The following is a 25,881-nucleotide window of genomic DNA, read 5'->3' as shown; positions in this document are numbered from 1 at the left end:
CCTGTCAGGCGCGGCCCGGCATCGCGGCGACCGCTTTCGCTTCGCCGTTCCACGGCGCGACTTTAAGTAGCAGCAGCATGCCCGGAATGGCGAGGAAGAAGCATGCCCAGAAGAAATCGTACCAGCCCATGCGTTCGACGAGCCAGCCGGCCGAGGCGTTGATGAACGTGCGCGGCATCGCCATCAGGCTCGTGAACAGCGCAAGCTGCGTCGCAGTGTAGGCCGGATGCGTCGTGCGCGCCATGTACGCGACGAACGCGGTCGTGCCAAGGCCGACGCCGACCGCTTCGCCGGCGATGACGATCGCGAGCACTGCGAGGCGGCCCGCGTCCGACGGCATCGGCCCGAGCCACGCGAGCCAGACGAAGCCGAGGATCGTGACGACCTGCACGAGGCCGAACAGCCACAGCGCGCGGTTGATGCCGAGCCGCAGCATCCACAGCCCGCCGAGGATGCCGCCGATCACCGACGGCCACAGGCCGGCGTTCTTCGCGACGATGCCGATGTCGGTCTTGCTGTAGCCCATGTCGAGATAGAACGGCGTCGCGAGCGCGGTGCACAGCGAGTCGCCGAGCTTGTAGAGGAACAGGAACGCGAGCACGAGCAGCGCCGAGCGCACGCCGTGGCGGCCGAAGAACTCGCGGAACGGCTCGACGACGGCCGCGCGCAGCGTGCGCGGCGTGCCCGCCGCTTCGCGCGGCTCGGCCGAGAACATCGTCATCGCGACGCCAGGCAGCATGAACAGCGCGGTGATCACGAACACCGGCCCCCACGCGAGGTGGTCGGCGAGGATCAGCGACAGCGAGCCGGGCACGAGGCCGGCGACGCGGTACGCGTTCACGTGGATCGCGTTGCCGAGGCCGAGCTCGATCTCGGGCAGGATCTCGCGCCGGAACGCGTCGAGCGCGATGTCCTGCGTCGCCGACAGCAGCGCGATCGCGGCGGTCAGCCCGACGACGAGGCCGAGGTCGGTGACGGGCGACAGCTGGCCGAGCCACGCGATCGCGGCGACCAGCCCGAGCTGCGACACCAGCATCCAGCCGCGGCGCCGGCCCAGCCACGGCAGGATGCCGAAGCGGTCGAGCAGCGGTGCCCACAGGAACTTCCACGTGTAGGGGAACTGGATCAGCGCGAACGCGCCGATCGCTTTCAGCGACAAGCCTTCGGTCTTCAGCCACGCCGGCACGAGGTTCAGCAGCAGGTACAGCGGCAGCCCCGACGCGAAGCCGGTGAAAATGCAGATCAGCATGCGGCGGTTGAGCAGGACTTCGAGCCAGGCGGGGCGGCGCAATTCGGACACGAGGGGACACTCGGCGAGGGGTGGCGGGCATTATCCCAGATTGCGCCGGCGATCCGCGTTGCCGTGGCGGGGGTGGAGACCGAAGCCCGGTCAGGCGGTCCGCCACACGCTGCGCAGCGAGTTTTCCACGACGTCCGCCGTCACCGGGCGGCTGAAATGGAAACCCTGCAGCTCGTCGCAGCCGAGTTCGCGCAGGCGCGCGACCTGGACTGCGGACTCGACCCCTTCGGCGATCACCGAAAGCCCGAGGTTGTGCGCGAGCGACACGGCCGCGGCCACGATCATCGCGTCGTTCGCGTCGTGCTCGATGTCGGACACGAAGGAGCGGTCGATTTTCAGGTGATCGAGCGGGAACAGCTTGAGGTAGGACAGCGACGAATGCCCGGTGCCGAAATCGTCGATCGCGATGCGCACGCCGAGATCCTTCAGCGCTTGCAGCAGCGCGACCGCTTCGTCCGGGTTGTCCATGACCGCGCTTTCGGTGATTTCGAGTTCCAGCAGTCCGGGGCGCAGGCCGCTCGCCGCAAGAATTGTCGACACCGTGTCGACGAGGCATTTTTCGCGCAGCTGGCGCACTGACAGGTTGACCGAGATGCGCAGCTGCGGCAGTCCCGCGTCGAGCCACTGCCGCGCCTGCCGGCAGGCCTCGCGAAGAACCCACGTGCCGATCTCGACGATGACGCCCGTTTCCTCGGCAAGCGGGATGAAGCGCAGCGGGGCGATCAGCCCGTCCTCCGGGTGACGCCATCGCACCAGCGCTTCCAGCCCGGTGAGGTGCCCGTGGCGCGAGTCGAACTGGGGCTGGTACCACAGCTCGAATTCGCCGCGTGCCGCGGCGCCACGCAGCTTGCGCTCGAGATCCAGTCGCGCGGTCGCGGCGCGGTTCATCTCGTCGGTGTAGAACTGGAACTTCGCGCGCCCGGCGGCTTTGGCGTGATACATCGCGGTGTCGGCGTTGCGCATCAGCGCCGCCGGGTCGGCGCTGTCGTCGGGAAACAGGCTGATGCCGATCGACGGTGTCGTATGAAGTTCGGTGGTGTCGACGCAATACGGGGCGGAGAGCCGCGCGAGCAGCTTCGCCGCAACGTGCGTGACGTCGTGGGCGCCGCCGATGCCTTGCAGCACGACGACGAATTCGTCGCCGCCGAGGCGCGCGACAGTGTCCGTTTCGCGCACCGCGTCGCGCAGGCGCAGCGCGACCTGCTTCAGCAGTTCGTCTCCGACCGGATGGCCGAGAGAGTCGTTGATGTGCTTGAAGCGATCCAGATCGAGGAACATCACCGCCAGCCGCTGGCCGTTGCGGCGCGCGTCGGCGACCGACTGCTGCAGCCGCGCGGTCAGCGAGAAGCGGTTCGCGAGGCCGGTCAGCGTATCGTGGTAAGCCAGATGCTCGATATCCGCCTCGGCGCGCTTGCGGGCGGTGATATCCGAGAAAATCGCGATGAAATGCGTGATCTCCCGCGTCTCGGGGTCGCGCACGCCGTTGATCATCAACGTGCGCGGGTAGCGCTGCCCGTCGCAGCGCAGGCCTGTCGTTTCCCCCGACCACGAACCGTGCGCGCCGACGATCGCCCACACCGTGCGCGAATCCGGCCCGCCTGCGCCTGCGCCCTCGCCGTCGTCACTGCCCGGGCGGAAGCAGGTGCCTTGTGCCGCGGCTGCCGTGACCCCGGTGATCTCGGTGTAGGCAGGGTTGACCGAAACGATGCGATGGCCGAGGTCGGTGATGACGATCGCCTCGGGGCTGTTCTCGAACACCTTGTCCGCGAGCTGGAGCCGCTCTTCGTCGCGCTTGCGGGCGGTGATGTCGGTGTAGGTCGTGACAAAGCCGCCCTGCGGCAGCGGCTGGCCCTGGACGAGCAGTACCGTGCCGTCGCGCCGGCGGCGCTCGAAGCTGTGCGGAGCCGGATGAAGCGCGCGGGCGAGAAGATCGGTGACGATCTGGTCCGGGTCGCCGGGGCCGTACTCGCCGCGCGCGGCGTTGTAGCGGAACAGCGTTTCGAGCGACGGCAGACCGCCGGCAAACAGGTGTGGCGGGAAATCGAGCAGGCGCTTGAATTCCTCGTTGCAGGCGACGAGTTGCTGCTCGTGGTTGACGAGCGACACGGCGCACGGAATGTTGTCGAGGATCGTCTGCAGCATTGCCGCACGCTGCACCACTTCATTTTCGCCGGAGTCGTCCGCGGCGACGGGGGCGTTGGCTGTCATGAAGGTGCCCGCCTTGGCCGCGCCGGAAAGCCGCCCGGCAGTGACGGCTTCGCGGCGGCGACGGTAACGGCGATATATCGGCAGTCCTCCGCCGAGCAGCGCCGCCAGCGTCAGCACTCCGGCGCCAAAACCGGCGACGGCCGGCGCGGGAACCGCCGGGGCACCGCTCTCCAGGGTCGCTGCGGCCGATGCGAGCACGAGACCGGCCGGTGCAGCGAGAACGATGGACAAGGTGAACGAAAGGAGAACCGTCTTGTGCGAAAACATGCCGGGAGGTTATGAGCGGTTGGGAGGTGTTGCCATCCGGAGCCCATCCGCGCAGGACCAGCCCAGTCCGGGGCGATTCTGACAGCCCGTTTCCAGGCTTACAATCCTGCACTGCAACGATACGTTTGCGTATGGGCTTGCCGGCGGCACAGCGGCGCCCGAGAATGCGGATTCGCGGCAATCCAATAACCATTGAGAGGGGAGACGAACATGAGCCAGCACGTCCTTGTATCGTTCGGCGCGGGACACGAATACGAATTCACGGTGCACGAGGCCGACACGGCGGGCCTGGCGAAGGATCAGGCGCGTGCCTGGCTGTCGCAGGAGTTCGAGACGCTCGAATGCACGCCGTCGAACCCGATGGGGAAGATTCTCGCGCTCGACATGATCCTCAACGTCGCGAAATATGGTGGCGAAGAGCGCTTCAGGCAGGCCGGCGAGTGGGCCCGGCGCTTCGCGGCGGTCACTGCTGTCGCGCTCGGGCGCCCGGTGGTCAAGGTGGATGTCGCGAACTTCGTCGTCGGCTGAGCACTTGCGCTCTGCCGTAGCGGCCGCGCCGTACGTCCGCGCCGCCGCGCACGGCAGCCGGTTCAGTCGGGGCGGCCGAGCCGATACACGGCGACGCTGGCGAGGAAGTTGGGCTCTTCCTCGATCAGCCTGCTCTCGTCGAAAGCCAGGCGCTCGCGCACGACGATGCCGTTCATCGCGCACAGCGCGTCGAAGTCCGCGATCGTGAAAAAGCGCACGTTCGGCGTGTTGAACCACTGGTGCGGCAGGCTTTCCGAGACCGGCATGTGGCCGTTGAGGATGCTCTGGCGGTGGCGCCAGTAGCCGAAGTTCGGAAAGCTGACAACCGCTTCGCGCCCGACGCGCAGCATCTCGGCGAGGATTCCCTGGGTGTTGTGCATCGCCTGCAGCGACAGGCTCATGATGACGTGGTCGAAGAAACCGTCCTCGAGGCCGGCGAGGCCTTTTTCCATGTCCATCTGGATCACATTGACGCCGTTGCGGATGCAGGTCAGCAGCTTGTCCGCGTCGTTCTCGACGCCGTACCCCTGCACTTGGCGGACTTCGGCGAGGTGCCTGAGCAGGCTGCCGTCGCCGCAGCCCAGATCGAGCACCCGCTCGCCCGGCGAAATCCACTTCGTGATCACTTCGTAGTCGTAGCGGTAGGCCATCGTCAAACCTTGATGCGGTCGAAATAGGCCGCAAGCAGCCCGTGGTAATGCGCGTCGTCGAGCAGGAACGAGTCGTGCCCGGCGTCGCTCTCGATCTCCGCGTAGCTGACGTTGCGGCGGTTGTGCAGCAGGCTGTAGACGATCTCGCGGCTTCTCGCCGGCGAGAAGCGCCAGTCGGTCGAAAACGACACGACAAGGAAGTCCGCCGTCGCGCGCGCCAGCGCCGCGCGCAGGATGCCGCCGTGCTCGAACGCGGGGTCGAAGTAGTCGAGCGCCTTGGTCGTCAGCAGATAGGTATTGGCGTCGAAGAAGCCGGCGAACTTGTCGCCCTGGTAGCGCAGGTAGGACTCGATCTCGAACTCGACGTCATAGCTGTACACCGCCTTGCCGTGGCGCAGCGTGCGGCCGAATTTGTCGGCCATCGCGTCGTCGGACAGGTAGGTGATGTGGCCGAGCATGCGCGCGAGCTTGAGCCCGCGTGCCGGTACGACGCCGTGCTCGTAGTAATGCCCGCCATGAAAATCGGGATCGGTCAGGATCGCCTGGCGCGCGACTTCATTGAACGCGATGTTCTGCGCGGTGAGCCGCGGCGCCGACGCGACGAGCACCGCGTGCGCGATGCGCTCCGGGTACTGCAGCGCCCACGACAGCGCCTGCATGCCGCCGAGGCTGCCGCCGACGACCGCGGCGAAGCGTTCGATGCCGAGCCGGTCGGCGAGCCGTGCCTGGGCGGCGACCCAGTCCTCGACGGTGACGAACGGGAAATCCGCCCCCCACGGTTTGCCGCTCGCCGGATTGATCGCGGCCGGGCCGGTGGTGCCGTAGCACCCGCCGAGGTTATTGACGCCGATGACGAAGAACTTGCGCGTATCGAGCGGCTTGCCGGGCCCGACGAGGTTGTCCCACCAGCCGACGTTGGCGGGGTCGTCCGCATAGTGGCCGGCGACATGGTGCGAGCCGGACAGCGCGTGACATACCAGCACGGCGTTGCTGCGCGCGGCGTTGAGCTCGCCGTAGGTCTCGTACACGAGTTCGTACTCGGGCAGGGCATCGCCGCTGCGCAGCGGCAGCGGCTCGGCGAAATGCGCCCGCTGCGGGACGACGGCGCCGACGGATTGGGGTTGGATCATGTTGTTCGCTGTAGACAAAAAAACCCAGCCGGCTGGGAAACGCGGACTGGGTCGCCCTCGCTTTAGCCGGATTTATTGAGCGCCCGCAAGCTGTGGTTCAAATCGGCGCGTGAAGGCGAAAAATTAGCGTGGCCGTGCGCAATTGTCAAATTCGCCACACGAGCGGCTCATGCGGCGAACGCGATGCGGTCGCGCCCCTCGTGTTTGGCGAGGTACAGCGCATCGTCGACCCGTTTCATGAATTCCGTCAGATCCTCGCCCGGGTGGTAGCTGCCCACGCCGAGCGAAACGGTGATGCGCAGCTCCCGGCCGTCGATGGTGAACGGATCGCTGCCGACGCAGGCGCGCAGCCGCCGGGCGTTGTCGCCTGCGGCGCACGGGTCCGTGTCCGGCAGCATCACGAGGAACTCTTCCCCGCCCCAGCGCGCGCATACGTCGTACTCGCGCACCGACGCGGCGAGGCGCGCGGCGACGGCCGTCAGCGCCTGGTCGCCGAACTCGTGCCCCCAGGTGTCGTTGATGTCCTTGAAGTGGTCGATGTCGATGATCATGATGACGAACGAGCGCCCGCCCCGCTGGGCGCGGACATGCTCCTCGCGCAAGCGCATCAGCGCATGGCGCCGGTTCGGCAGCCCGGTGAGGGCGTCGCGATGGGACAGCCATTCGAGGCGCTGGTTGAGTTCGCGCAGCATGCCCTGGTACTGGTCGCTGATGCGCACGATCTTTTCGAGCCTGCGCAGCTGGCGCCGGTAATTGACGGCATGGTTGGCGCCGCGGTCGCGCTCCGCGGCCTGGTAGTGGTCGCTGATGCGGGTGATGCGCTCGAGTTGGTGGAGGTGGTCGGAAAAGGCGTTGTAGAGCTCGGCGAGCGGCGCGCGCAACGGATTGTCCCGGTGTTCGGCATCGGTCAGCAGCGCATCGATGCGTTCGGTCAGCGGGCGTTCGCCGGGCGGCAGGGGAAATCCTGAACTCATCGCTAGGAACCGGGAATGATCTCGAAGGGGAAGCTGTAGTCTTCCTTGAATTCGGCAGCCAGATCGGCGACGCGCTCGTTGTCACGGTCGTAGCGCCAATTCACCTCGACCGGCTGCCCCCGATCGTGCGCGTCCTGGAGGGCGTCGAAGATGTCCATCATCGCACGCACGCTGCTCGTGTTGAGATACAGCAGTTTCAGCTCGAGCGTCAGTGGCTGCAGGAGCTGGCCGAGAAAGCCGGCGATCCAGTCGAGGACCGGCTGGAACAGTTCGAAGGAATTTTCCGGATAGGAATCGCCGCTCATTTCCAGCCGCCCGGCTGCGCGGTCGGTGCGGATGAGGGGAGTCGATTCGGTGGCGGGAATCTCGAAATCGTTCACTTCGGACCTCAGTTCAAATCACCACGCGCAGGCTGAAGAAGGCGTGTTGGGAGTCAAGGGGTTTTACGCCGCAGGCGAGCGGCTGGCTCGCGCGGCGCGCCAGGTCGATCAGCCCGAGCCCGGCGCCGGTCTTCGCCTCCGGGTCGCGGGGCTTGCGCATCTGGGTCTTGAACGCGGCTTTCAGCGCGGCCTTGTCGAGTGCGGCGAGTTCGCCGATGCGCGCGACCAGCGTCTCGCCATCGTCATGGAGCACGACATTGCCGGCACTGACCACGTAATGCCCCGCATCGTCGCGGGAAACGATGATCGTCGCTTCGGCTGCGGCCCCGCTCACGCCGCTCGAGGCGGCGTAGTGGCGGATGTTCTGGCTCAGCTCGATATATGCCGAAAAAACGTCGGTGATCGCCGAGGGGGATTCGGCGAGCCCCTCCATGTGCTTGCGCAGGGCCTTGCCGATCTCCTCCATCAGCGTGGCCGAGAACGGGCCGTTGAAGCCCAGCATGATTCCCTGGCGCGAGAACGCTTCGCGCAGGGACAACACATCCACCTCTTCCATTCTCACCCCCCGGAAACAGGGTCGGGCGCGGCGGCCCGACCGGGAACACGAAAACCGATCACCGCGATGTCATCGCGCTGCGGACAGCTTCCCTGGTGATCGGCGAGGCGTCGCCGCAGCGCTTCTTCCTGGCTCTTCATCGGCTGCGCCGCGATCCCGCCCAGCGCGTCTGCGAAGCGGCGATTGCCGAAGCCGTAGCCGCGTTCGCCCCCGGCCTGGTCGAGGAACCCGTCGGTAGTCAGATAATACGTGCAGCCGGGGCCGTCGGCGAGGACGACATTCTCGTGAATCGCGCGCCGCCGCTCGCCGATGCTGCGCCGGCTGCCGCGAATCTGCTCGCACCGCGTGCCCTCGCAGCGGTAGAGGTCGGCGTGCGCGCCGGCGAAGGTCACGCGTCCGGTCGCGAGGTCGACGTGGCACAGGCCCACGTCCATGTTGGTCGCGAGGTGGCGGTCCGGCGCATCCCCCGGCAGCAGCGTGCGCGTCGCACTGTCCATGCGCTTCAGCAGGGCGGCGGGATCCGACAGTCCGAGCTCCTGGACGGCCAGGTCGAAGCCGGCGTGCGCGATCATCGTCATGAACGCGCCGGGCACGCCGTGCCCCGCGCAATCGACGATGCCGACGAGGAACTGTCCCGGCGCTTCGCGGAACAGGTAGAAATCTCCGCCGACGGTGTCGCGCGGCTGCCACAGCACGAAGTGGTCGTCGGGCAGCGCGCGCAGCAGCTCGCGGTGCGGCAGCATCGCGTGCTGGATCAGGCCGGCGTAGCGGATGCTGTCCTGGATCTGCCGGTGGGTCGCGGCAATGCGGTCGCGCGCCTGGGCGAGATCGCGGGTGCGCTCGGTGACGCGGTTTTCGAGCTCGCTGGTGTGAGCATCGATCTGGCGCGCCATGCCGTCGAAGGCGCGCGTCAGGGAGCCGAGTTCGTCGCTGCGGCGCGTGTGCAGGCGCTGGCGGTAATCGCCCGCGGCAATGCGCCGCGCGGAGTCGGTCAGCCGCACCAGGGGGCGCAGGATCAGCCGGTCGACGCCCATGCTGACGGCAGCCGCGAACAACAGCAGCAGCGCGATCGCGCCGAGCGCGAGCGGCCACAGCACGGTTTCGTCGATGACCTGCGCGGCGCCCAGGTCGACGGCGGTGATCACGTACCAGTCGAGCTCCGGCACGTAGGCCGCACCGAGGACGCGCGGCTGGCCCTGCAGATCGACGCGCAGGACGTCGCCACCGCTGCCCGGCGCCTCGCGCAGGCCCGCGAGCATGCGGTCCAGCGCTTTGCGCTCCGCGCCGTCCTCGACGAGCCCGTGCAGCGTGCGCCGGGGGGCCGCCTTCGTCAGCGCCGCGTACTCGATCAGGGACTGGTCGGGATGGGCGAGGATCGCGCCGTCGCCGTTGATGATGAAGTTCGTGACGCCCGAATCGACGGTGCCGACGAAGGTGGCGAGAAAGCGCGTGAGGTCGAGGCCCGAGCCGGCCAGGCCGAGAACACGCCCGCCTTCGTCTTCGCGCACCAGCACGTTGAACCAGACTTTCGTGACCTTGAGCTTTTCGTCGACGTTGACGTTCAGCGCATACGGGCGCGCGTCGCGGACGGTGGCGAAATACCATCCATCCTTGGGGTCGCCGCGCTGCAGCGTGTAGCTCGGCTTCACCCAGGCATCGGGCGCGCTGCCGTCGCTGAAGTAGTAGTGCCCGCTGTCATGGGCGATGAGGAACACCGAAGCGTCCGCGAACGCCCGCCGGAATCGTTCCGCATCGATGCCCGCCTGCCCCGGGTCGTTCCCGTCGCGCAGGAAGCGCCGCACGCTTTCGAGTTCGGCGAGCCGCTGCGACAGGCTCAGTTCGCGCGTGATCAGCGTCACCAGCTTCTGCGCCTGCAGCAGCGCGTGGTTGCGTGCGAAGCCGGCGCCGAAATGATCGCGGAAGGCGTCGAGGCCAGCCCGTCCTGCCAGCAGCGCGAACAGCAACAGCAGCGCGAGCAGCGCCGCGAGCCACAGGCCCGATTTCCACCGCAATCCCAAATCCGCTCCCCCCTGTTGTCGCGGTAGTGCGCCGCCTTACCCTGCCAGTCGCAGCACGGCTTCGCGTATCTTCGACTGCTCGTCCATCTTCAGGATGCGCTGCACGCGCGGCGCGAGTTCGCCGACGTCGGCGCGCAGCACCTGCTGCTTGATCTCGAGGATGTTGCCCGGATGCATCGAGAAATTGCGCAACCCCATGCCGAGCAGCAGCAGCGTATAGACCGGGTCGCCGGCCATCTCGCCGCACACCGACACCGGCAGGCCGAAGCGCGCGCCGGCCTGGATCGTGCCGCTGATCAGCTTCAGCACTGCCGGGTGGAGCGGGTCGTACAGATGCACCACGGCCTCGTCCGAGCGGTCGATCGCGAGCGTGTACTGGATCAGGTCGTTCGTGCCGATCGACAGGAACGACAGGCGGCGGATGAACATGCCCAGGGCAAGCGCGGCCGCCGGCACTTCGATCATGCCGCCCACGGCGAGCCGTTCGTCGAACTTGACCCGTTCGGCGCGCAGTTCGACCTTGGCTTTTTCGATCAGCGTCAGCGTCTGGTCGATTTCGTGCGCGTGCGCGAGCATCGGGATCATGATCTGCAGCTGCCCGTGCGCCGAGGCGCGCAGCAGCGCGCGCAGCTGCGTCTTGAACATCTGCGGTTCGGCGAGCGAATAGCGGATCGCGCGCAATCCGAGGGCCGGGTTCGGTTCGAAGCGCGCGCCGACGCCGTTGAGCGCCTTGTCCGCGCCGACGTCGAACGTGCGGATCGTCACCGGCTTGCCGGGCATCGACTTCAGCACCGCGCGATACGCTTCGTACTGTTCCTCCTCGTCGGGCAGCGCGTCGCGGCCGATGAACAGGAACTCGGTGCGGTACAGGCCGACGCCGTCGGCATTGACGGCCTTGACCTGGTTGAGGTCCTTCGGCCCCTCGATGTTCGCCAGGAGGTTGACGTTCTCGCCGTCGAGCGTCGTCGCGCGCGTGTCCTTGAGCCGGTTGAGCTTCGAGCGCTCGACTTCGAGCTCGGTGCGGCGCAGCCGGTATTCCTCGACGATATGTTCGTCGGGTCCGACGATGACGACGCCGCGCGTGCCGTCGATGATCAGCAGCTCGTCCTCCTCGACGAGCTGGCGGATGTGGTGCAGGCCGACCACCGCCGGGATGCGCAGGCTGCGCGCGACGATCGCGGTGTGGCTGGTCGGGCCGCCGACGTCGGTAACGAAGCCGCCGATGTTGTGGTCGCGGAAACCGATCGTGTCGGCCGGGGACAGATCGTGCGCGACGACGATCGTGCCGAGCCCGTCGCGGCGTTTCGGCGGCAGGTGCCCCGGATGGCCGAGCAGCACCTTGACGAGGCGTTCGACGACCTGCACGACGTCGGCCTTGCGTTCGCGCAGGTACGGATCCTCGATCTGCTCGAACTGCTCGACGACGTGTTCCATCTGCTGAACGAGTGCCCACTCGGCATTGCAGCGACGCGCTTCGATCAGTTCGCGCGCGGCGTCGACGAGCATCGGATCGGACAGCATCATCAGCTGCAGATCGACGAAGGCGCCGACCTCGCTGTGCGACTGGCCGGCGGTCGCAGCGGCCTTGAGGCCGATCAGCTCGCCCTGCACCGTCGCCACCGCTTCGTCGAGGCGGTCCATTTCCTCGGGCAGGTATTTGCTCGCGACGTGGTAGTGATTGACCTCGAGCATCGCGTGCGAGACGAGATGGACGTGGCCGATCGCGATGCCCTGTGAAACCGGCAGGCCGTGGATCGTGAACGGCATGGCTTACTCTCCCTCGCCGAATCGGTCCGCGATCAGCTCCAGGATTGCCTCGAGGGCGGCGTCCGCATCCCGTCCCGACGTATCGACGACGATCCGCGATCCTTGCGCGGCGGCCAGCATCATCACCCCCATGATGCTTTTGGCATTGACGCGGCGGCCGTTGCGCTCGAGCCAGATGTCCGCGCCGTAGCTGCTCGCCGTCTGCGTGAGTTTCGCCGACGCGCGCGCGTGCAGGCCCAGTTTGTTGATGATTTCGGTTTCAGCTCTCGGCATCGCGGGTCCGCCTGGTCACTGGATGTGCACCACGCCGTCGCAGCCGCCCGAGACGGCGCGCTGCACCAGCGTGTTCATGTCCCGTTCGCGGTAGGTCAGCACGCGCAGCAACATCGGCACGTTGACCCCGGCGATGATCTCGATGCTCCCCGGCACCGCCAGCTTTGCCGCGATGTTCGACGGCGTCGCGCCGAACACGTCGGTCAGCACCAGCACGCCGTTGCCGCTGTCGGCCCACGCGAGCATCTGGCGCGCGAGCGGCAGCATGTCGACGGGATCGTCCTGGGCGGAGACGCCGAGCTGTACGGTTTGCCTGGGGCGTTTGTTGAGCACATGGCTCGCACACTGGATCAGCGATTCGCCGAGCGTGCCGTGCGTGATGAGGAAGATGCCGATCATGATGGACGAGGGAAGTGTTTCGGCGATTGTAGCCGACGAAGGCGCAGCTGCTGCGAATGCCGTCGTGAAGCCTTCCGGCCCCGGCGCTGCGGCGCATTGCCGGGACACAAAAAAACCGCCCTCGCGGGCGGCTGTCGTCCGGTCGCGAGGCCGTCGGCGCTCAGCTCACTCGAGCCCCTGGCTCGCGAGGTATTCCTCGTAGGTGCCGCGGTAGTCGGTGATCGTGCCGTCGAGCCGGATCTCGATGATGCGGGTCGCGAGCGAGGACACGAACTCGCGGTCGTGCGAGATGAAGATCAGCGTGCCGGAGAACTTCTCGAGGCCGGTGTTCAGCGACTCGATCGATTCCATGTCGAGGTGGTTCGTCGGCTCGTCCATCAGCAGCACGTTCGGCCGCGACAGCATCAGCTTGCCGAACAGCATGCGGCCCTGTTCGCCGCCGGAAATCACGTTGACCGGCTTTCTCACGTCGTCGCCGGAGAAGAGCAGCCGGCCGAGCGTGCCGCGGATCAGCGTCTCGAGATCGCCGCCCTGCGAGTCGATGGTGACGCGGGCGTACTCGGCGATCCATTCGGTCAGGCTCTGCGTGCCGGCGAATTCGGATGCATGATCCTGCGCGTAGTAGCCGGGTTTGGCCTTCTCGGCCCATTTCACGGCGCCTTTCTGCGGCGTGAGGCCACCCGCCTCGCCGCCGACGAGCAGCTTCATCAGCGTCGTCTTGCCGACGCCGTTCTCGCCGATGATCGCGACCTTCTCGCCGGCCTCGATTGCGATCGAGAACTTGTCGATCAGCGGTTTCATCATGCCGTCATAGGCGAACGACAGGTTCTGCACTTCGCAGGCGAGGCGGTGCAGCTTGTCCTTGTCGTCGTAGTCGAAGCGGATCCACGGGTACTGGCGGCTGGACGGCTTGACGTCTTCGGGTCTGAGCTTGTCGATGAGCTTGAGGCGGCTCGTCGCCTGCTTGGCCTTCGACTTGTTGGCCGAGAAGCGGCGCACGAATTCCTGCAGATCCTGGATCTTTTCCTTCGCGCGGGCATTGGCGGACTGCTGGCGCTGGCGCGCGAGGGTTGCCGCTTCCATGTAGTCGTCGTAGTTGCCGGCGTACACGGTGATCGTGCCGTAGTCGAGGTCCGCCATGTGCGTGCACACCTGGTTCAGGAAGTGGCGGTCGTGCGAGATGATCACCATCGTGCTGTCGCGCTGGTTCAACACGTCCTCGAGCCAGCGGATGGTGTTGATGTCGAGGTTGTTCGTCGGTTCGTCGAGCAGCAGGATGTCCGGGTTCGCGAACAACGCCTGGCACAGCAGCACGCGCAGCTTCCAGCCCGGCGCGACGTTCTTCATCGGGCCGTTGTGCAGCTCGGTGCCGATGCCCACCCCGAGCAGCAGCTCGCCGGCGCGCGCCTCGGCGGTATAGCCGTCGTACTCGGCGAACTTGCCTTCGAGCTCGGCGGCGTGCATGTAGTCGTCTTCGGTCGCCTCGGGGTTCGCGTAGATCGCGTCCTTCTCGACCATGCAGGCCCACATCTGCTCGTGGCCCATCAGCACCACGTCGAGCACGCGCACGTCCTCGAAGCCGAACTGGTCCTGCCTGAGGTAGGCCATGCGTTCATGCGGATCCTTCGACACGTTGCCGGCGGACGACTCGAGTTCGCCGCACAGGATCTTCATGAACGTCGACTTGCCCGCGCCGTTGGCGCCGATCAGGCCGTAGCGGTTGCCCCCGCCGAATTTGACGGAGACATTCTCGAACAGGGGCTTGGCCCCGAACTGCATGGTGATGTTGGCTGCAACGAGCACGGCGAATCCTGATTTTCAGATAAAACAAAGCTTTGCATTATAGCGCAGAAGGTTGCGACGTGCCGGAGCCGCCGCCGCAGTGTGGAATCTGAGCCCATTTTTTGCATACGGATCTGGTGCCGCGGCGTTGTCGGCGTCAAACTTCCAGCATGTCGCCGATCCGCCAGCTGCCGCCCTCCCCGCTTGCCGCGCTTCGCACGGTGGCCCTGGGCATCGGGCTGCCCCTGTTCGGCGTCGGATTGCTGATGGCGGGGCTGCTCGGGATCGTGTCGTATGGCGTCCTGCCCTCGGTGGAGTCGCTGCGCAGTCGCGACTGGCAGCCGGTCGAGGCATCGATCGAATCCGTGAGCCTGCATGGGCCGCCGTCGAGTCTGCATCCGCCGCTCGATTCGGTGCACATCCGCTATCGCTACCGCGTCGGGGACACCGACCATGACGGCGTCCGCTACGACCCGCACGACGGGCAGTACGCGCACGACTCGAGCCAGTCGATCGTCGCCGGCCTGCAGGCTTCGCCGAGAATCACGGTGTGGGTGAATCCCGCCGACCCGGGCGATGCGATGGTGTTCCGGGAGCTGCGGTGGGCGGTGTTCCTCTTCACGTTCCCGGCACTCGCGCTCGCGCTGGCGGGCGGGCTGATGCTTTTCGTTGGCATGCTCGTGTGGAGCCAGGCGAAGCCCGGCGGGCGGCCGGGCAAGCCCGACCAGCCTTAGCCGGGCGAGTACGCTACAAAAAACGGGCGATGAAGCACGGTGCCGCGCCGCGGACAGCAGCCGGCAGCGGCAGCCATACGCGCCGCCCGGCGCCGGGGACGCGTCCGACAGCTGCGCCGGCCGCATCCTCGAGACGTTCGAGGCGCACCGTGTCGTTGCCGCCCGGATGCACGAACTCGATCCGGTCGCCGACGCCGAAAGCGTTTTTCACCTCGACTTCGGCGAGGCTGCGCGCCATATCGAAGCCGAGTACTTCGCCTACCAGCAGGCTGCGCCCGGATTCGGAGTGGCCGCGCAGGTAGTTCTGGTGGTCGGGCGTGTGATGCCGCTCGTAGAACCCGTCGGTGTAGCCACGGTTCGCCAGTCCTTCGAGCTCGCCGAGCAGGCGCACGTCGAACGGCCGGCCGGCGACGGCGTCGTCGATCGCGCGGCGGTAGGCCTGGCTCGCGCGCGCGACGTAGTACGGGCTTTTCGTGCGGCCCTCGATCTTCAGCGAATCGATGCCGATCGCGACGAGCCGCGCGACGTGCTCGACCGCGCGCAAGTCCTTCGAGTTCAGGATGTAGGTGCCGTGCTCGTCCTCCTCGACCGGCATCAGCTCGCCGGGCCGCGTGCCTTCCTCGATCAGCCACACGCGCTCACTCGCCGCGTGCCGCGGGCCGCCGCCGAGTCCCGCGAGCTGCGGCACGCGGCGCACGTCGCCGCTGTCGTCCTCGGCCGCATCGTGGACCTTGTAGTCCCAGCGGCAGGAGTTCGTGCAGCTGCCCTGGTTCGGGTCGCGGTGGTTGAAGTAGCCCGACAGCAGGCAGCGGCCCGAGTAGGCGACGCACAGCGCGCCATGCACGAACAGCTCGATCTCGACCTCCGGGCAGGCGTCGCGGATCTCGGCCACTTCGTCGAGCGACAGTTCGCGCGACAGGATGATCCGCTTGACGCCGACCGAGGCCCAGAAGCGCACCGCTGCGTAGTTCGTCGTGTTCGCCTGCACCGACAGGTGGATGTCGATCTCCGGCCAGCGCTCGCGCACCATCATCATCAGGCCGGGGTCGGCCATGATCAGCGCGTCGGGGCCGAGCGCGACGACCGGTTCGAGGTCGGCGAGAAAGCTGCGGATTTTCGTGTTGTGTGGGTAGATGTTGTTGACGAGGTAGAAGGCCTTGCCCGCGGCGTGCGCCTCGTCGATGCCCTGCGCGAGCGCCTCGATCTTGCCAAAGCTGTTGTTGCGCACGCGCAGCGAATAACGCGGCTGGCCGGCGTAGACGGCATCCGCGCCGAACGCGAAAGCGGTGCGCATCATCTGCAGCGAACCGGCGGGGGCAAGGAGTTCGGGGACGGGCGTAACGGGGCTGGCGGTCATGGTTTGGGCGTCTGGCAAACCGGCATTCTAGTGGTCCGCAGGCATGACGGAAATCGGCGCTCCGATCCTGAACGCTCCGGGGCCCGGCCAACGGCCGCGCCACGACGGGCGCCTGCGCGCCTGCGCTCTCCGTCAGTGCCGGGTGACCGGCACCGACAGCGGTTCGGCCGGCCACACGCCGCGTGCGATCGTGCGGGCATCCTGCAGCACCAGCCAGCTTTGCTGGCGGTAATGCGGCAGCGGCCGGGTCGCGTTGGCGAGTGCCTGCGCGCTGTCGGCGGCGACGATTCCCAGCGGGGTGCCGGATGGCAGGCGCAGCGTCCAGGCGCGGACCGTACCGCGGTGCGCGACTTCAGGCGGCGCGAGCGGCAGATCGTGGCGCGCGAGCCAGCGGCCGATCCAGGTTTCGTCCCCGATCACGAGCAGCGGGTCGGGGCCGGGCGCGACGTCGGCCGCGTGCGGGGAGGCGGCATGATCGAGCAGCCGGTCCGCGAGTGCGTGTGCCGCCGACGTGAACTCGTTGTCGCCGAGCGTCAGCAGTTCGGTGCGCCGGTCGAACTGCAGTTCGCGCAGGGTCGGCGGCGTTTCGCGGCGATCGAGGCGCCGCAGGATCAGGCTGTCGGGGTCGAGCGTGACGCGCATCGCGCTGTCGCCCGGATCGAGCTCGATCTCGAAGTCCTGCCGTGCCTGCTCGAGACGCACGCGGCGCAGCGTCGGCCCGGCGCGGGTGTCGATCCGCAGCGGAACCTCGAGCACGTACGGCGGGACGTTCTGCGCGAGCGTCACACCGACGCCGTCGCCCGCATCGCGTCCGCCGCTCAGCGCGATTTCGGCGAGGCCGGTGCGATCGAGCCACTGGGTGAAGAAAGGTTCGAGCAACTGGCCGGAGGCCGCTTCGAACGCGACGCGCAGGTCGTCCCAGTCGGCGACACGGAAGCGCTGCGTCTGCCAGAAGCGCCGGATGGCGCGATCGAACGCCGGCTCGCCGATGCGGTCGCGCAGCATCACGAACATCATTGCCGCCTTGCCGTAGCCGACCGCCTGGTCGAGGCCGTGCGTGCGCGAGGTGAAGGCCGCCAGAGGCCGGTCGGCGCCCGATGGAATACCCGACAGGTCCCTCAGCCAGCCCTGGCGCATCGCGCGCGCCTTGTCGGCGCCGGCGCGCTCGGCGTAATGGTAGTCGGCCATGAAGGTCGTCAGCCCTTCGCTCCAGTTGCCGCTCGCGTAGTCGGGATAGACGCCGTTGCCCCACCAGTTGTGCAGCACCTCGTGGCCGAGCGACGTGTCCTTGATGAACGGCAGCTTCAGCACCTCGATGCCGAGATAGGTCAGCGTCGGCATGCCGAAGCCGGTCGGCGTCGGACTCGACACGACGGCGAAGCTAGTGAAGGGATAGGGGCCGATCCAGCTTTCGTACAGCGCGAGATAGTCGCGTACCGCGTCGAGATAGCCGGCGGCGAGCGGCGCGAGCTCGGCATGGAAATAGGTGCGCAGCACGATCGGCCGCCCGTCGCTCGAGCGCACGTGGCGCTCGGTGATGCGGTACGGGCCGGCGATCAGGTCGATGCCTTCGGCGGGGTGCGGGAAGTCGAACCGGGCGACAACCCGCCCGCCGCGCGCGGACTCCGACTGCAGATGGCCAGCGACGAGGCCGTGCTGCCCTGCGGGAAGATCGAGGTTGAGCGTGAACGCGTGCAGCAGCCCGCGCCCCCCGCGCACGACCAGCGGATACCAGGCGCTGGACGACGGCAGGAAGCTCCCGCGAGGATCCGCAACGGGTTCCTGCGTGTCGAGCGTATCGCGGTGTTCGACGCCGGGCGCAAGGCCTGCGAGCGTGCCGTGCCAGGACAGCGCAAGGGTGCGTCCGGCCACTCCCGCGGGAACCGACCATTGTTCCACTGCGCCGTGACGGTGCGGCCGGAGCTCGACGGGCTCACCGTCGATGCGCAGCGGGCCGGCCTCGAAGCGGATGTTCAGCAGCAGCTCGAACGCGGCTTCGCTGTCGATCGTGATCTCGGCCTCGCCGGACAGTTCCTGCCGGCCGGGGTCGAGGCGCACGGCGAGCCGGTAGGAGGCGGCCGGTTCGCTGGCCGCAGCCGCCCCGATCGGCGGCATCTGCGCCGAGGCGGGATTCAGGATCACCGGAAGCGGCAGCATGATCAGCAGTGAAAGGGCGTGAAACATTCGTCGGCGGCTCGCAGCGTCGCTCAGCATCCGTGCAACCGGGCAGAAACACCCGGCGCGCGTTCCCCTGCGGGACACGGACGGTGCTCCGGCATGCGCACGACGCGGGCGGTGTTGCTGGGCGCGGAGTGCGCCGATGCGGTCTGCTGGGTCACGGTCGCGCTCCTGACGAGGCAACATCGGGCAACGAGCCCGACCAATTTTGACGCAGGCGGAAGCGGGGAGGTTCCGGCCGATGATTGTCCAGCCGGAAAAAGCTCCGGCGCCCGAAGGCGCCGGAGGGTCGAACGCAGAGGTGCACGCAGCTGAGGACGACAGCCGCGAGGCCGCCGTCGCGGGAAAATCAGGCGCTCTTCTTGTGCGTTGCAGCGGCGTTCGTTTCGATCGCCTTGATCGCCGCGTCGGCCGTCGCGGCGACGTTGGCTTCGGTGATTTCGACTGCCTGCCGGGTGGCCTTCGTCACGCTGTCATAGGTCGAGTTCGCCGCCGCAATCGCCGAGCGCATCGCGGCGACTGCCACCTCGCCACCCCCCGGCACGGCCTGGGCCGCTTTCTCGATGGCAATGATCGCAAGCTTGTTCGCTTCGGCGAACTGCAATTCGTAAGGCTTGAGGCACTCTTCGAGGCTCTGCGCGACGATCTCGTAGCCGCTGCGATAGTACGCGAGCGATTTTTGCGCGAGCGGCTGGGCGAACGACGACTGCAGGTCCAGAATTTCCTTCGGATTCTTCGCCGCAAGCAGTGCGCGGACGAATCCGCTGCCGTCTTCCAGCGCGGAACGCGCCGTGTTCAGGTTCAGGGCAATCAGGCGTTCGACGGACTCGAAGGCGGTGGTCGCGGATTTCAGGTACGTGTCGAGCGCGGGCTTGGCGAGGGCGCTGAGCTGGTCGGGGGTCTTGGTCATGGCAGGCTCCTGGAGGGGTCGAAACATTCGGCAATCGCAGGCAGGCCCGACGTCGGGGAGGCTCATCCTGCTGCAGTGCACAATTCCATTGTAGTCGCAAGGCGCGACGGGTCAAGATGTTTTGTGCATTGCAACATTTGTTAACGAAGTACCGGTTCAGGCGTTGCTGCCGAAACCGATCGGCGCCGGCGCCAGCTTCAGGATCCGCTGGTATAACGCTTCGGCTTCTTCCCGCGGCTTGATGCCGAACAGCGGGTTGTCGTTCTCGCGGAACGCGACCGCGATCTGGGCCCACTGCTCGGCATCGAGCACCCGTTCGGCGATCGGCAGAAAGACGTCTTCCTCGGTGCGCAGGTGCTCCCATTCCAGTTCCGCGTAGCGGTCGGCGGCAGCGAAGAACGCGTCGCGCGCCTCGCTGTCGCCACCCTGGAAAGCGACGAGCTGCTTCTTCAGCTCCTCGACCATCGGATAGCCGAGCGCATGCTCGCGCTCGAGCCGCGCGATCAGGCCATCGGCTTCGCGCGTGCGGTGCCGCACCGCGGCGAACAGGTACTTGTCTTCCTTGGGATGGTGCCAGCGGTCCGGATAGGACACGATGTAGTCGAGGATCGCGCGCAGCACCGCGAAATTCGGCGCCGCTCCCCGGCGCATCTCCTTGACGAGGTAGCGCAGCGAATACAGCACCGCGCTGATCGCGAGGTGCTCGTCCCTGATGATCTGGATGGCTTCCGGTTTCACGGCTGGACCTTTTTTCCCGGGCGGGACGGATTACACCCGCTCGATCGCGAGCGCGATACCCTGGCCGACGCCGATGCACATCGTCGCCAGGCCGAACCGCCCGCCGGTGGTTTCGAGCTGGTTCAGCGCGGTCGTCACAAGCCGTGCGCCGGACGCGCCGAGCGGATGGCCGATCGCGATCGCGCCGCCGTTCGGGTTCACATTCGTGCCGTCGTCCGGCAGGCCGAGCTGGCGCAGCACCGCCAGTCCCTGCGCGGCGAACGCTTCGTTGAGCTCGATCGTGTCGAAGTCGCGCACCGACATGCCGAGTCGCGCGAGCAGCTTCAGCGTTGCAGGCGCCGGGCCGATGCCCATGATGCGCGGCGCCACACCGGCCGCGGCGCTGCCGAGGACGCGGGCGCGCGGCGTGAGGCCGTGGCGCTTGACCGCCGCTTCGGAAGCCAGCAGCAGCGCACATGCGCCGTCATTGACACCGGAAGCGTTGCCGGCGGTGACGCTGCCGTCGGGGCGCACGACGCCCTTGAGCTTTGCGAGCGTCGCCAGCGTCGTGTCCGGACGCGGATGCTCGTCGGCGGCGAGCACGAGCGGCTCGCCTTTCTTGCGCGGCACTTCGACCTTCACGATCTCGCGCTCGAAAAAACCGCGTTCGGCAGCGGCGGCCCAGCGCTGCTGGCTGCGCAGCGCGAATGCGTCCTGGTCGGCGCGGCTGACGCCGAAGTCGGTGGCGACGTTCTCGGCGGTCTCGGGCATCGAGTCGATGCCGTATTGCGCTTTCATCAGCGGGTTCACGAAGCGCCAGCCGATCGTCGTGTCCTCGATTTTCGCCGTGCGCGAGAACGCGCTGTCCGCCTTGCCGAGCACGAACGGCGCCCGGCTCATGCTCTCGACGCCGCCGGCGATCATCAGCTCGGCCTCGCCCGCAGCGATCGCGCGCGCGGCCATGCCGATCGCGTCGAGGCTGGAGCCGCACAGGCGGTTGATCGTGCTGCCGGGCACTTCGACCGGCAGGCCGGCGAGCAGCGCGGCCATGCGCGCGACGTTGCGGTTGTCTTCGCCGGCCTGGTTGGCGCAGCCGTAGAGCACGTCGTCGACGGCCTGCCAGTCGACGGCGGAGTTGCGCTCGACGAGCGCCTTGATCGGCAGCGCGGCGAGGTCATCGGCGCGCACGCCGGACAGCGTGCCGCCGTAGCGGCCGAACGGGGTGCGGATCGCGTCGCAGATATAGACGGGGCGGGTCATGGCGGCTTTTCCTTCGGGGGTCAGTAGGTTTCGACGTGGAAGCGTGCGTTGGCCAGCAGCTTCGGCCGCAGCGCCTCCCAGTCCGCGCCGTTCGCGCGACAGATGTCGCGGAACGCTTCAAGCACGCCCGATTCCATGCCTTTCAGGCCGCAGATGTAAATGTAGCAGTTGTCGTCGTTGAGCATCCGGAACACCTTGTCGGCGCGCTCGCGGATCGAATCCTGCACGTATTTCTTCGGCTCGCCGGGCACGCGCGAGAACGCGAAGTTGATGTCGATGAAGTCCTTCGGCAGCTTCTGCAGCGGGCCGAAGTACGGCAGCTCGGCCGGCGCGCGCGCGCCGAAGAACAGCACCAGCTCGCCGCCTTCCTGCTGCGCGAGACGGCGGCGGCGGCGCTCGGTCATCGCGCGCATCGGCGCCGAGCCGGTGCCGGTGCAGATCATCATGATCGACGAGCCGGGATGGTTCGGCATCAGGTAGGTCGAGCCGTAAGGCCCGGTGACCTGCACCTTGTCGCCTTTCTTCAGGTCGCAGATGTAGTTCGACGCGACGCCGCGCGCGGGCTTGCCTTCATGGTCCTCGGTGACGCGTTTGACCGTCAGCGCGAGGTTGTTGTAGTGCGGACGCTCGCCGTTGCGCGGGCTCGCGACCGAGTACATGCGCAGCAGGTGCGGGCGGCCCTTGTCGTCGGTGCCGGGCGGGATGATGCCGATCGACTGGCCTTCGAGCACCGGGAACGGCGTCGAGCCGAAATCGAGCACGACGTGATGGATGTCGCTCGAAGCGTCCGCGTCGGTGAGCCGGTAATTGCCGGTGACGGTCGCCGTGATCGGGCGCGTCGGCGCATACAGGTTCACGTACGGATGCGACGCGGACCACGGCGCGAGCGCCGGGCCGCCCTGGCCGGCAGTGGCGACGTCGGTGATGTGCTGCACTTCGGCCGGCAGTTCGTCGTCGGGGCGCGCGACGGCGAACGGCGCGTCGACCTTGTCGAGCTCGGTGGTGTCGGGCAGCACGTCCCACTTGAACTGTTCTTCGAGGCTGTACGGCTTGACGCGTTCGACGTTGCGCCATGAATCGATCGCGCCGGTGGGGCACGGCGGCACGCAGGCGAGGCAACCGTTGCAGATATCGAAATTGACGACGTAGTTCAGGTTGTCGTGCGTGATCGCATCGACCGGGCAGGTCTCCTCGCAGGTGTTGCAGCGAATGCAGATTTCCGGGTCGATCAGATGCTGCTTGGCGATTGCGTGCTCTACGGGCGCGTTCATGGCTGTCTCTCTCCACTGGGGCGGGGGCGGGCCTGCGCCCGTCCCCGTTTTTGCGATGGCTTAGTTGAAACGCACGTACTCGAAGTCGATCGGCTGGTTGTTGATGCCGCGCCCCGGCGCCGCGATCCAGTTCGCGAACTTGCCGCGCTCGACGCATTGGCCCATCAGCGAATGCACGTACAGGCGGTCGCTCTCGGTCGGCAGCCAGTTGCTGTGCTGGTGCGTCCATTCGGCTTCGGACAGCAGGCGGCCATCCGGGCTGACATGCGAACCGGCGAACATGCCGATGCGGCGGTTGAAGCCCTTGTGCGGCAGCGTGAAGCGGAAGTTGAAGCCGAATTTCGCCGGGATGCGGTTCCAGCGGTCGATGCCGGCCTGCACGTCCGCGATCCAGTCGTCGCGCAGCCGCTCGTTCAGCGCCGACAGCGCCGGCACCTGGCGGGTCAGGATCTGGTCGCCGGCGACGTCCATGACCTGGTATTCCGAGTTCTGCAGCGTGTGGTCATCGGCGATCTTCTCTTCCTCGAAGCGCCCTTTCAGACCGTTCGTGTAGTAGGTCGCGGCGTTCGACGAGATCTCGGCGCCGTACAGGTCGCTGGTGACGCTGTAGTGGAAGTTCAGGTATTTCTGCAGCGTCGGCAGGTCGATGACGCCGGCGGCGCGCAGCTTCGCAGGATCGTCGGTGCCGAGTTCCTTCATCATCTCGCAGGTGCGCTGGATCACGCGGGCGACGCCCGATTCGCCGACGAAGAGGTGGTGCGCTTCCTCGGTCAGCATGAACTTGCAGGTGCGGGCGAGCGGGTCGAACGCCGATTCGGCCAAGGAGGCGAGCTGGAACTTGCCGTCACGGTCGGTGATGAACGTGAACATGAAGAACGACAGCCAGTCCGGAGTCTTCTCGTTGAACGCAGTGAGGATGCGCGGGTTGTCGGCGTCGCCCGAACGGCGCTCGAGCAGCGCTTCGCCTTCCTCGCGGCCGTCGCGGCCGAAGTGCGCGTGCAGCAGGTACACCATCGCCCACAGGTGGCGGCCTTCCTCGACGTTCACCTGGAAGAGGTTGCGCAGGTCGTACAGCGACGGCGCGGTGAGGCCCAGGTGGCGCTGCTGCTCGACGGATGCCGGCTCGGTGTCGCCCTGCGTGACGATGATGCGGCGCAGCGTCGAGCGGTATTCGCCCGGCACTTCCTGCCACACGTCCTGGCCTTTGTGCTCGCCGAAAGTGATCTTCTTCTGGCCGTCCTGCGGCGCAAGGAAAATGCCCCAGCGGTAGTCATGCATCTTGACGTGGCCGAAATCCGCCCAGCCTTTCGGGTCGACGCTGACCGCGGTGCGCAGGTAGACCTCGTAGTTCGTCGAGTTCTCCGGGCCCATGTCGTCCCACCAGTTCAGGAACGACGGCTGCCACTGCTCGAGCGCGCGCTGAAGCGTCTTGTTCTCGGACAGGTTGACGTTGTTCGGGATGCGTTCGCTGTAGTTGATCATCTCTGTGCTCCTCGGGGTGTTTTGTAAGTATGGGCTGCGTTGTGTTTAGACGCGGTTCCAGTCGAATTGCGCCTTCTTGCCGGAACCGAAGAGCTTCAGCGCGCCGGTCGGGCCGACCGCGTTCGGGCGGTTGAAGATCCAGTTCTGCCACGCCGACAGGCGGCCGAAAATCCGCGTGTTCATCGTCTCGACCGGGCCGAAGCGCAGATTCGCTTCCAGGCCGGTCAGCGCGTCCGGCGACAGCGCGGCGCGTTCCTCGATCGCGATGCGGATCTCTTCGGCCCAGTCGAGATCGTCGGGGATCGCGGTCACGAGGCCGAGCTCCATCGCTTCGGCGGGGCTGAGCAGGCTGCCTTCCTTCGCCTTCGCGGCCGCCACCGGCGCTTCTTCCTGGTAGAAGCGCGCGTCGATGCGCGACAGGCCGTTGGCCATCGGCAGTGCGCCGAAATTCATCGCCGACAGGCCGATGCGGTTTTCGGCGTCGGCGGCGTCACGCATGTAGCTGCGGTCGGCGGCGAGCGCGATCTCGAGCAGCGTGCCGGCGAAGCACGAGCCCGGCTCGATCAGCGCGTACAAGCTGCGCGACGACACGTCGATCCGCGACAGCGTGCGGCGCAGCATGCCGAGAGTTTCGCGAACGAACCAGTTGTCCTGGTTCTCGATGATCGTCGCGTCGATGTCGAGCACGACCTGGGCGTCGCCCGTCGTGCGCAGCTGCCACAGGCCGATGTCGAGGTGGTTCGTGCGCAGGTTCAGGATCGCGTCGTCGAGTTCGCGTGCCATCTTGAGCGGCCACCAGTTGATGCCTTCGGCTTCGATTTCGGCGGCGGTCTTCGCGGTCACGGATGACGGGGCGCGCACGGTCAGCGTCACGGTGCGGGCGGCCGCATCGATCGCGGCATCGACGAATTCGTAGTGGTAGCCGTTTTCGTCGTCAGTGCGCTCGAGGCGGGTCAGCTGCACGCCTTTCGCGTTGGCCGGGCGGTCGGACTGCGCGGCGAGCGCTTCGGCGCGCGCCTTGATATGCTCGGCGAACTGCTGCTGCTTGACGACGTCATCGACGAGGCGCCATTCCTTCGCGCGGTTGCCGCGCACGCCTTCCGAGATCGTGCAGAAGATGTCGGCGTGATCGCGGCGCACACGGCGCTTGTCGGTCACGCGCGTCAGGCCGCCGGTGCCGGGCAGCACGCCCAAGAGCGGCACTTCAGGCAGCGACACCGACGAGTTGCGGTCATCGACCAGCACGATCTCGTCGCATGCGAGCGCCAGCTCGTAGCCGCCGCCGGCAGTCGTGCCGTTGCACGCGGCGAGGAACTTCAGGCCCGAGTACTGGCTGGAATCCTCGATGCCGTTCCTCGTCTCGTTGGTGAATTTGCAGAAGTTCACTTTCCACGCGTGGGACGACAGGCCGAGCATGTAGATGTTCGCGCCGGAGCAGAAGATCTTCGGCTTGCCCGACGTGACGACGACGGTGCGCACTTCCGGATGCTCGAAGCGCACGCGCTGCAGCGCGTCGTGCAGCTCGATGTCGACGCCGAGGTCGTACGAGTTGAGCTTCAGCTTGTAGCCCGGCCGGATGCCCGCGTCCTCGTCAATGTTCAGCGTCAGCGTGGCGATCGCGCCGTCGGTCGCGAGCGACCAGTGGCGGTACTTCGACGGCTCGGTACGGTAATCGACGCGCTCGACGGCGGTTTCCTGGTTCTTCGCGATTGCTTCCATCTCTGTCTCCTCTTCTCTCGT

At 67.1% G+C, this 25,881-nt stretch carries 22 protein-coding genes; 2 read left to right on the top strand and 20 right to left on the bottom strand.

Translation table 11 applies throughout. From position 1 onward, the window contains the following. Nucleotides 1-4 precede the first annotated feature (4 nt). A complete protein-coding gene (locus GO606_RS11310; protein WP_343316217.1) occupies nt 5-1,300 on the bottom strand; it encodes an AmpG family muropeptide MFS transporter in 1,296 nt (431 codons plus the stop codon). Between the two features lie 90 nt (nt 1,301-1,390). Next, the gene (locus GO606_RS11305) at nt 1,391-3,775 is read right to left on the bottom strand and encodes a sensor domain-containing protein (RefSeq protein ID WP_169117296.1); all 2,385 of its coding nucleotides are present in this window, start codon (nt 3,773-3,775) and stop codon (nt 1,391-1,393) included. 210 nt (nt 3,776-3,985) lie between these two features. Between GO606_RS11305 and GO606_RS11300 the strand changes: the two genes are divergently transcribed. Next, entirely contained in the window at nt 3,986-4,303 is a 318-nt protein-coding gene (locus GO606_RS11300; protein ID WP_169117297.1) for a hypothetical protein, read from the top strand. 62 nt (nt 4,304-4,365) lie between these two features. Here the strand turns inward: GO606_RS11300 and metW are convergent, their stop codons facing one another. The 10 genes from metW to GO606_RS11250 form a co-directional block, all read right to left on the bottom strand. Continuing rightward, a complete protein-coding gene (gene metW, locus GO606_RS11295; RefSeq protein ID WP_169117298.1) occupies nt 4,366-4,953 on the bottom strand; it encodes a methionine biosynthesis protein MetW in 588 nt (195 codons plus the stop codon). 2 nt (nt 4,954-4,955) lie between these two features. Then, on the bottom strand, nt 4,956-6,083 hold the full coding sequence (gene metX, locus GO606_RS11290; protein ID WP_169117299.1) for a homoserine O-succinyltransferase MetX: 1,128 nt from the start codon (nt 6,081-6,083) through the stop codon (nt 4,956-4,958). Between the two features lie 167 nt (nt 6,084-6,250). Then, on the bottom strand, nt 6,251-7,057 hold the full coding sequence (gene siaD / locus GO606_RS11285) for a biofilm regulation diguanylate cyclase SiaD (RefSeq protein ID WP_169117300.1): 807 nt from the start codon (nt 7,055-7,057) through the stop codon (nt 6,251-6,253). Between the two features lie 2 nt (nt 7,058-7,059). Continuing rightward, nucleotides 7,060-7,437, bottom strand: a complete 378-nt coding sequence (siaC, locus tag GO606_RS11280; RefSeq protein ID WP_169117301.1) for a biofilm regulation phosphoprotein SiaC — start codon at nt 7,435-7,437, stop codon at nt 7,060-7,062. A 13-nt stretch (nt 7,438-7,450) separates the two neighbouring features. Continuing rightward, nucleotides 7,451-7,993: a biofilm regulation protein kinase SiaB gene (siaB, locus tag GO606_RS11275; RefSeq protein WP_169117302.1), complete on the bottom strand. Its 543-nt coding sequence runs from the start codon at nt 7,991-7,993 to the stop codon at nt 7,451-7,453. 2 nt (nt 7,994-7,995) lie between these two features. Then, nucleotides 7,996-10,005, bottom strand: coding sequence for a biofilm regulation protein phosphatase SiaA (gene siaA / locus GO606_RS11270; RefSeq protein ID WP_246979502.1), 2,010 nt, complete (start codon nt 10,003-10,005; stop codon nt 7,996-7,998). A 42-nt stretch (nt 10,006-10,047) separates the two neighbouring features. Further along, complete coding sequence (gene ptsP, locus GO606_RS11265) at nt 10,048-11,778, bottom strand: phosphoenolpyruvate--protein phosphotransferase (protein WP_169117304.1); 1,731 nt, start codon at nt 11,776-11,778, stop codon at nt 10,048-10,050. A gap of 3 nt (nt 11,779-11,781) precedes the next feature. Continuing rightward, entirely contained in the window at nt 11,782-12,051 is a 270-nt protein-coding gene (locus tag GO606_RS11260) for an HPr family phosphocarrier protein (protein ID WP_169117305.1), read from the bottom strand. 15 nt (nt 12,052-12,066) lie between these two features. After that, nucleotides 12,067-12,450 (bottom strand): PTS sugar transporter subunit IIA, encoded by a 384-nt coding sequence (locus GO606_RS11255; RefSeq protein WP_169117306.1) that lies wholly within the window; start codon nt 12,448-12,450, stop codon nt 12,067-12,069. A gap of 165 nt (nt 12,451-12,615) precedes the next feature. Further along, nucleotides 12,616-14,253, bottom strand: a complete 1,638-nt coding sequence (locus tag GO606_RS11250) for an ABC-F family ATPase (RefSeq protein WP_169117307.1) — start codon at nt 14,251-14,253, stop codon at nt 12,616-12,618. Nucleotides 14,254-14,402: 149 nt separating this feature from the next. Here GO606_RS11250 and GO606_RS11245 point away from each other — a divergent pair, with 149 nt between their 5' ends. Beyond that, complete coding sequence (locus tag GO606_RS11245; RefSeq protein ID WP_169117308.1) at nt 14,403-14,966, top strand: DUF3592 domain-containing protein; 564 nt, start codon at nt 14,403-14,405, stop codon at nt 14,964-14,966. A gap of 13 nt (nt 14,967-14,979) precedes the next feature. Here GO606_RS11245 and trhP read toward each other — a convergent pair whose 3' ends face one another. From trhP to boxC, 8 genes are all read right to left on the bottom strand, one after another. Then, the gene (trhP, locus tag GO606_RS11240) at nt 14,980-16,323 is read right to left on the bottom strand and encodes a prephenate-dependent tRNA uridine(34) hydroxylase TrhP (protein WP_246979500.1); all 1,344 of its coding nucleotides are present in this window, start codon (nt 16,321-16,323) and stop codon (nt 14,980-14,982) included. A 132-nt stretch (nt 16,324-16,455) separates the two neighbouring features. After that, a complete protein-coding gene (locus GO606_RS11235) occupies nt 16,456-18,507 on the bottom strand; it encodes a M1 family metallopeptidase (protein ID WP_169117310.1) in 2,052 nt (683 codons plus the stop codon). Nucleotides 18,508-18,850: 343 nt separating this feature from the next. After that, nucleotides 18,851-19,411: a phasin family protein gene (locus GO606_RS11230; RefSeq protein ID WP_169117311.1), complete on the bottom strand. Its 561-nt coding sequence runs from the start codon at nt 19,409-19,411 to the stop codon at nt 18,851-18,853. A gap of 156 nt (nt 19,412-19,567) precedes the next feature. Further along, nucleotides 19,568-20,149: a hemerythrin domain-containing protein gene (locus GO606_RS11225; protein WP_169117312.1), complete on the bottom strand. Its 582-nt coding sequence runs from the start codon at nt 20,147-20,149 to the stop codon at nt 19,568-19,570. Nucleotides 20,150-20,179: 30 nt separating this feature from the next. Continuing rightward, the gene (gene pcaF / locus GO606_RS11220; RefSeq protein ID WP_169117313.1) at nt 20,180-21,388 is read right to left on the bottom strand and encodes a 3-oxoadipyl-CoA thiolase; all 1,209 of its coding nucleotides are present in this window, start codon (nt 21,386-21,388) and stop codon (nt 20,180-20,182) included. A gap of 20 nt (nt 21,389-21,408) precedes the next feature. After that, nucleotides 21,409-22,659: a benzoyl-CoA 2,3-epoxidase subunit BoxA gene (boxA, locus tag GO606_RS11215; protein WP_169117314.1), complete on the bottom strand. Its 1,251-nt coding sequence runs from the start codon at nt 22,657-22,659 to the stop codon at nt 21,409-21,411. Between the two features lie 60 nt (nt 22,660-22,719). Further along, nucleotides 22,720-24,141 (bottom strand): benzoyl-CoA 2,3-epoxidase subunit BoxB, encoded by a 1,422-nt coding sequence (boxB, locus tag GO606_RS11210; RefSeq protein ID WP_169117315.1) that lies wholly within the window; start codon nt 24,139-24,141, stop codon nt 22,720-22,722. A gap of 45 nt (nt 24,142-24,186) precedes the next feature. After that, a complete protein-coding gene (gene boxC, locus GO606_RS11205) occupies nt 24,187-25,860 on the bottom strand; it encodes a 2,3-epoxybenzoyl-CoA dihydrolase (protein WP_169117316.1) in 1,674 nt (557 codons plus the stop codon). Nucleotides 25,861-25,881: the final 21 nt, after the last annotated feature.

The organism is Aromatoleum anaerobium, assembly GCF_012910705.2.
In the GTDB taxonomy this organism is placed as follows: domain Bacteria; phylum Pseudomonadota; class Gammaproteobacteria; order Burkholderiales; family Rhodocyclaceae; genus Aromatoleum; species Aromatoleum anaerobium.
The sequence above is the reverse complement of the archived record's forward strand: the minus strand, read 5'-3'. Positions and strand labels throughout refer to the sequence as shown.

What these genes read in the sequence shown, in the direction of transcription:
- boxB (WP_169117315.1), bottom strand. Translation starts at nt 24,141, where the DNA reads ATGATCAACTACAGCGAACGCATCCCGAACAACGTCAACCTGTCCGAG.
- GO606_RS11230 (WP_169117311.1), bottom strand. Translation starts at nt 19,411, where the DNA reads ATGACCAAGACCCCCGACCAGCTCAGCGCCCTCGCCAAGCCCGCGCTC.
- GO606_RS11300 (WP_169117297.1), top strand. Translation starts at nt 3,986, where the DNA reads ATGAGCCAGCACGTCCTTGTATCGTTCGGCGCGGGACACGAATACGAA.
- GO606_RS11305 (WP_169117296.1), bottom strand. Translation starts at nt 3,775, where the DNA reads ATGTTTTCGCACAAGACGGTTCTCCTTTCGTTCACCTTGTCCATCGTT.
- pcaF (WP_169117313.1), bottom strand. Translation starts at nt 21,388, where the DNA reads ATGACCCGCCCCGTCTATATCTGCGACGCGATCCGCACCCCGTTCGGC.
- GO606_RS11245 (WP_169117308.1), top strand. Translation starts at nt 14,403, where the DNA reads ATGTCGCCGATCCGCCAGCTGCCGCCCTCCCCGCTTGCCGCGCTTCGC.
- boxA (WP_169117314.1), bottom strand. Translation starts at nt 22,659, where the DNA reads ATGAACGCGCCCGTAGAGCACGCAATCGCCAAGCAGCATCTGATCGAC.
- siaD (WP_169117300.1), bottom strand. Translation starts at nt 7,057, where the DNA reads ATGAGTTCAGGATTTCCCCTGCCGCCCGGCGAACGCCCGCTGACCGAA.
- siaB (WP_169117302.1), bottom strand. Translation starts at nt 7,993, where the DNA reads ATGGAAGAGGTGGATGTGTTGTCCCTGCGCGAAGCGTTCTCGCGCCAG.
- metW (WP_169117298.1), bottom strand. Translation starts at nt 4,953, where the DNA reads ATGGCCTACCGCTACGACTACGAAGTGATCACGAAGTGGATTTCGCCG.
- GO606_RS11260 (WP_169117305.1), bottom strand. Translation starts at nt 12,051, where the DNA reads ATGCCGAGAGCTGAAACCGAAATCATCAACAAACTGGGCCTGCACGCG.
- boxC (WP_169117316.1), bottom strand. Translation starts at nt 25,860, where the DNA reads ATGGAAGCAATCGCGAAGAACCAGGAAACCGCCGTCGAGCGCGTCGAT.
- GO606_RS11235 (WP_169117310.1), bottom strand. Translation starts at nt 18,507, where the DNA reads ATGTTTCACGCCCTTTCACTGCTGATCATGCTGCCGCTTCCGGTGATC.
- ptsP (WP_169117304.1), bottom strand. Translation starts at nt 11,778, where the DNA reads ATGCCGTTCACGATCCACGGCCTGCCGGTTTCACAGGGCATCGCGATC.
- trhP (WP_246979500.1), bottom strand. Translation starts at nt 16,323, where the DNA reads ATGACCGCCAGCCCCGTTACGCCCGTCCCCGAACTCCTTGCCCCCGCC.
- metX (WP_169117299.1), bottom strand. Translation starts at nt 6,083, where the DNA reads ATGATCCAACCCCAATCCGTCGGCGCCGTCGTCCCGCAGCGGGCGCAT.
- GO606_RS11255 (WP_169117306.1), bottom strand. Translation starts at nt 12,450, where the DNA reads ATGATCGGCATCTTCCTCATCACGCACGGCACGCTCGGCGAATCGCTG.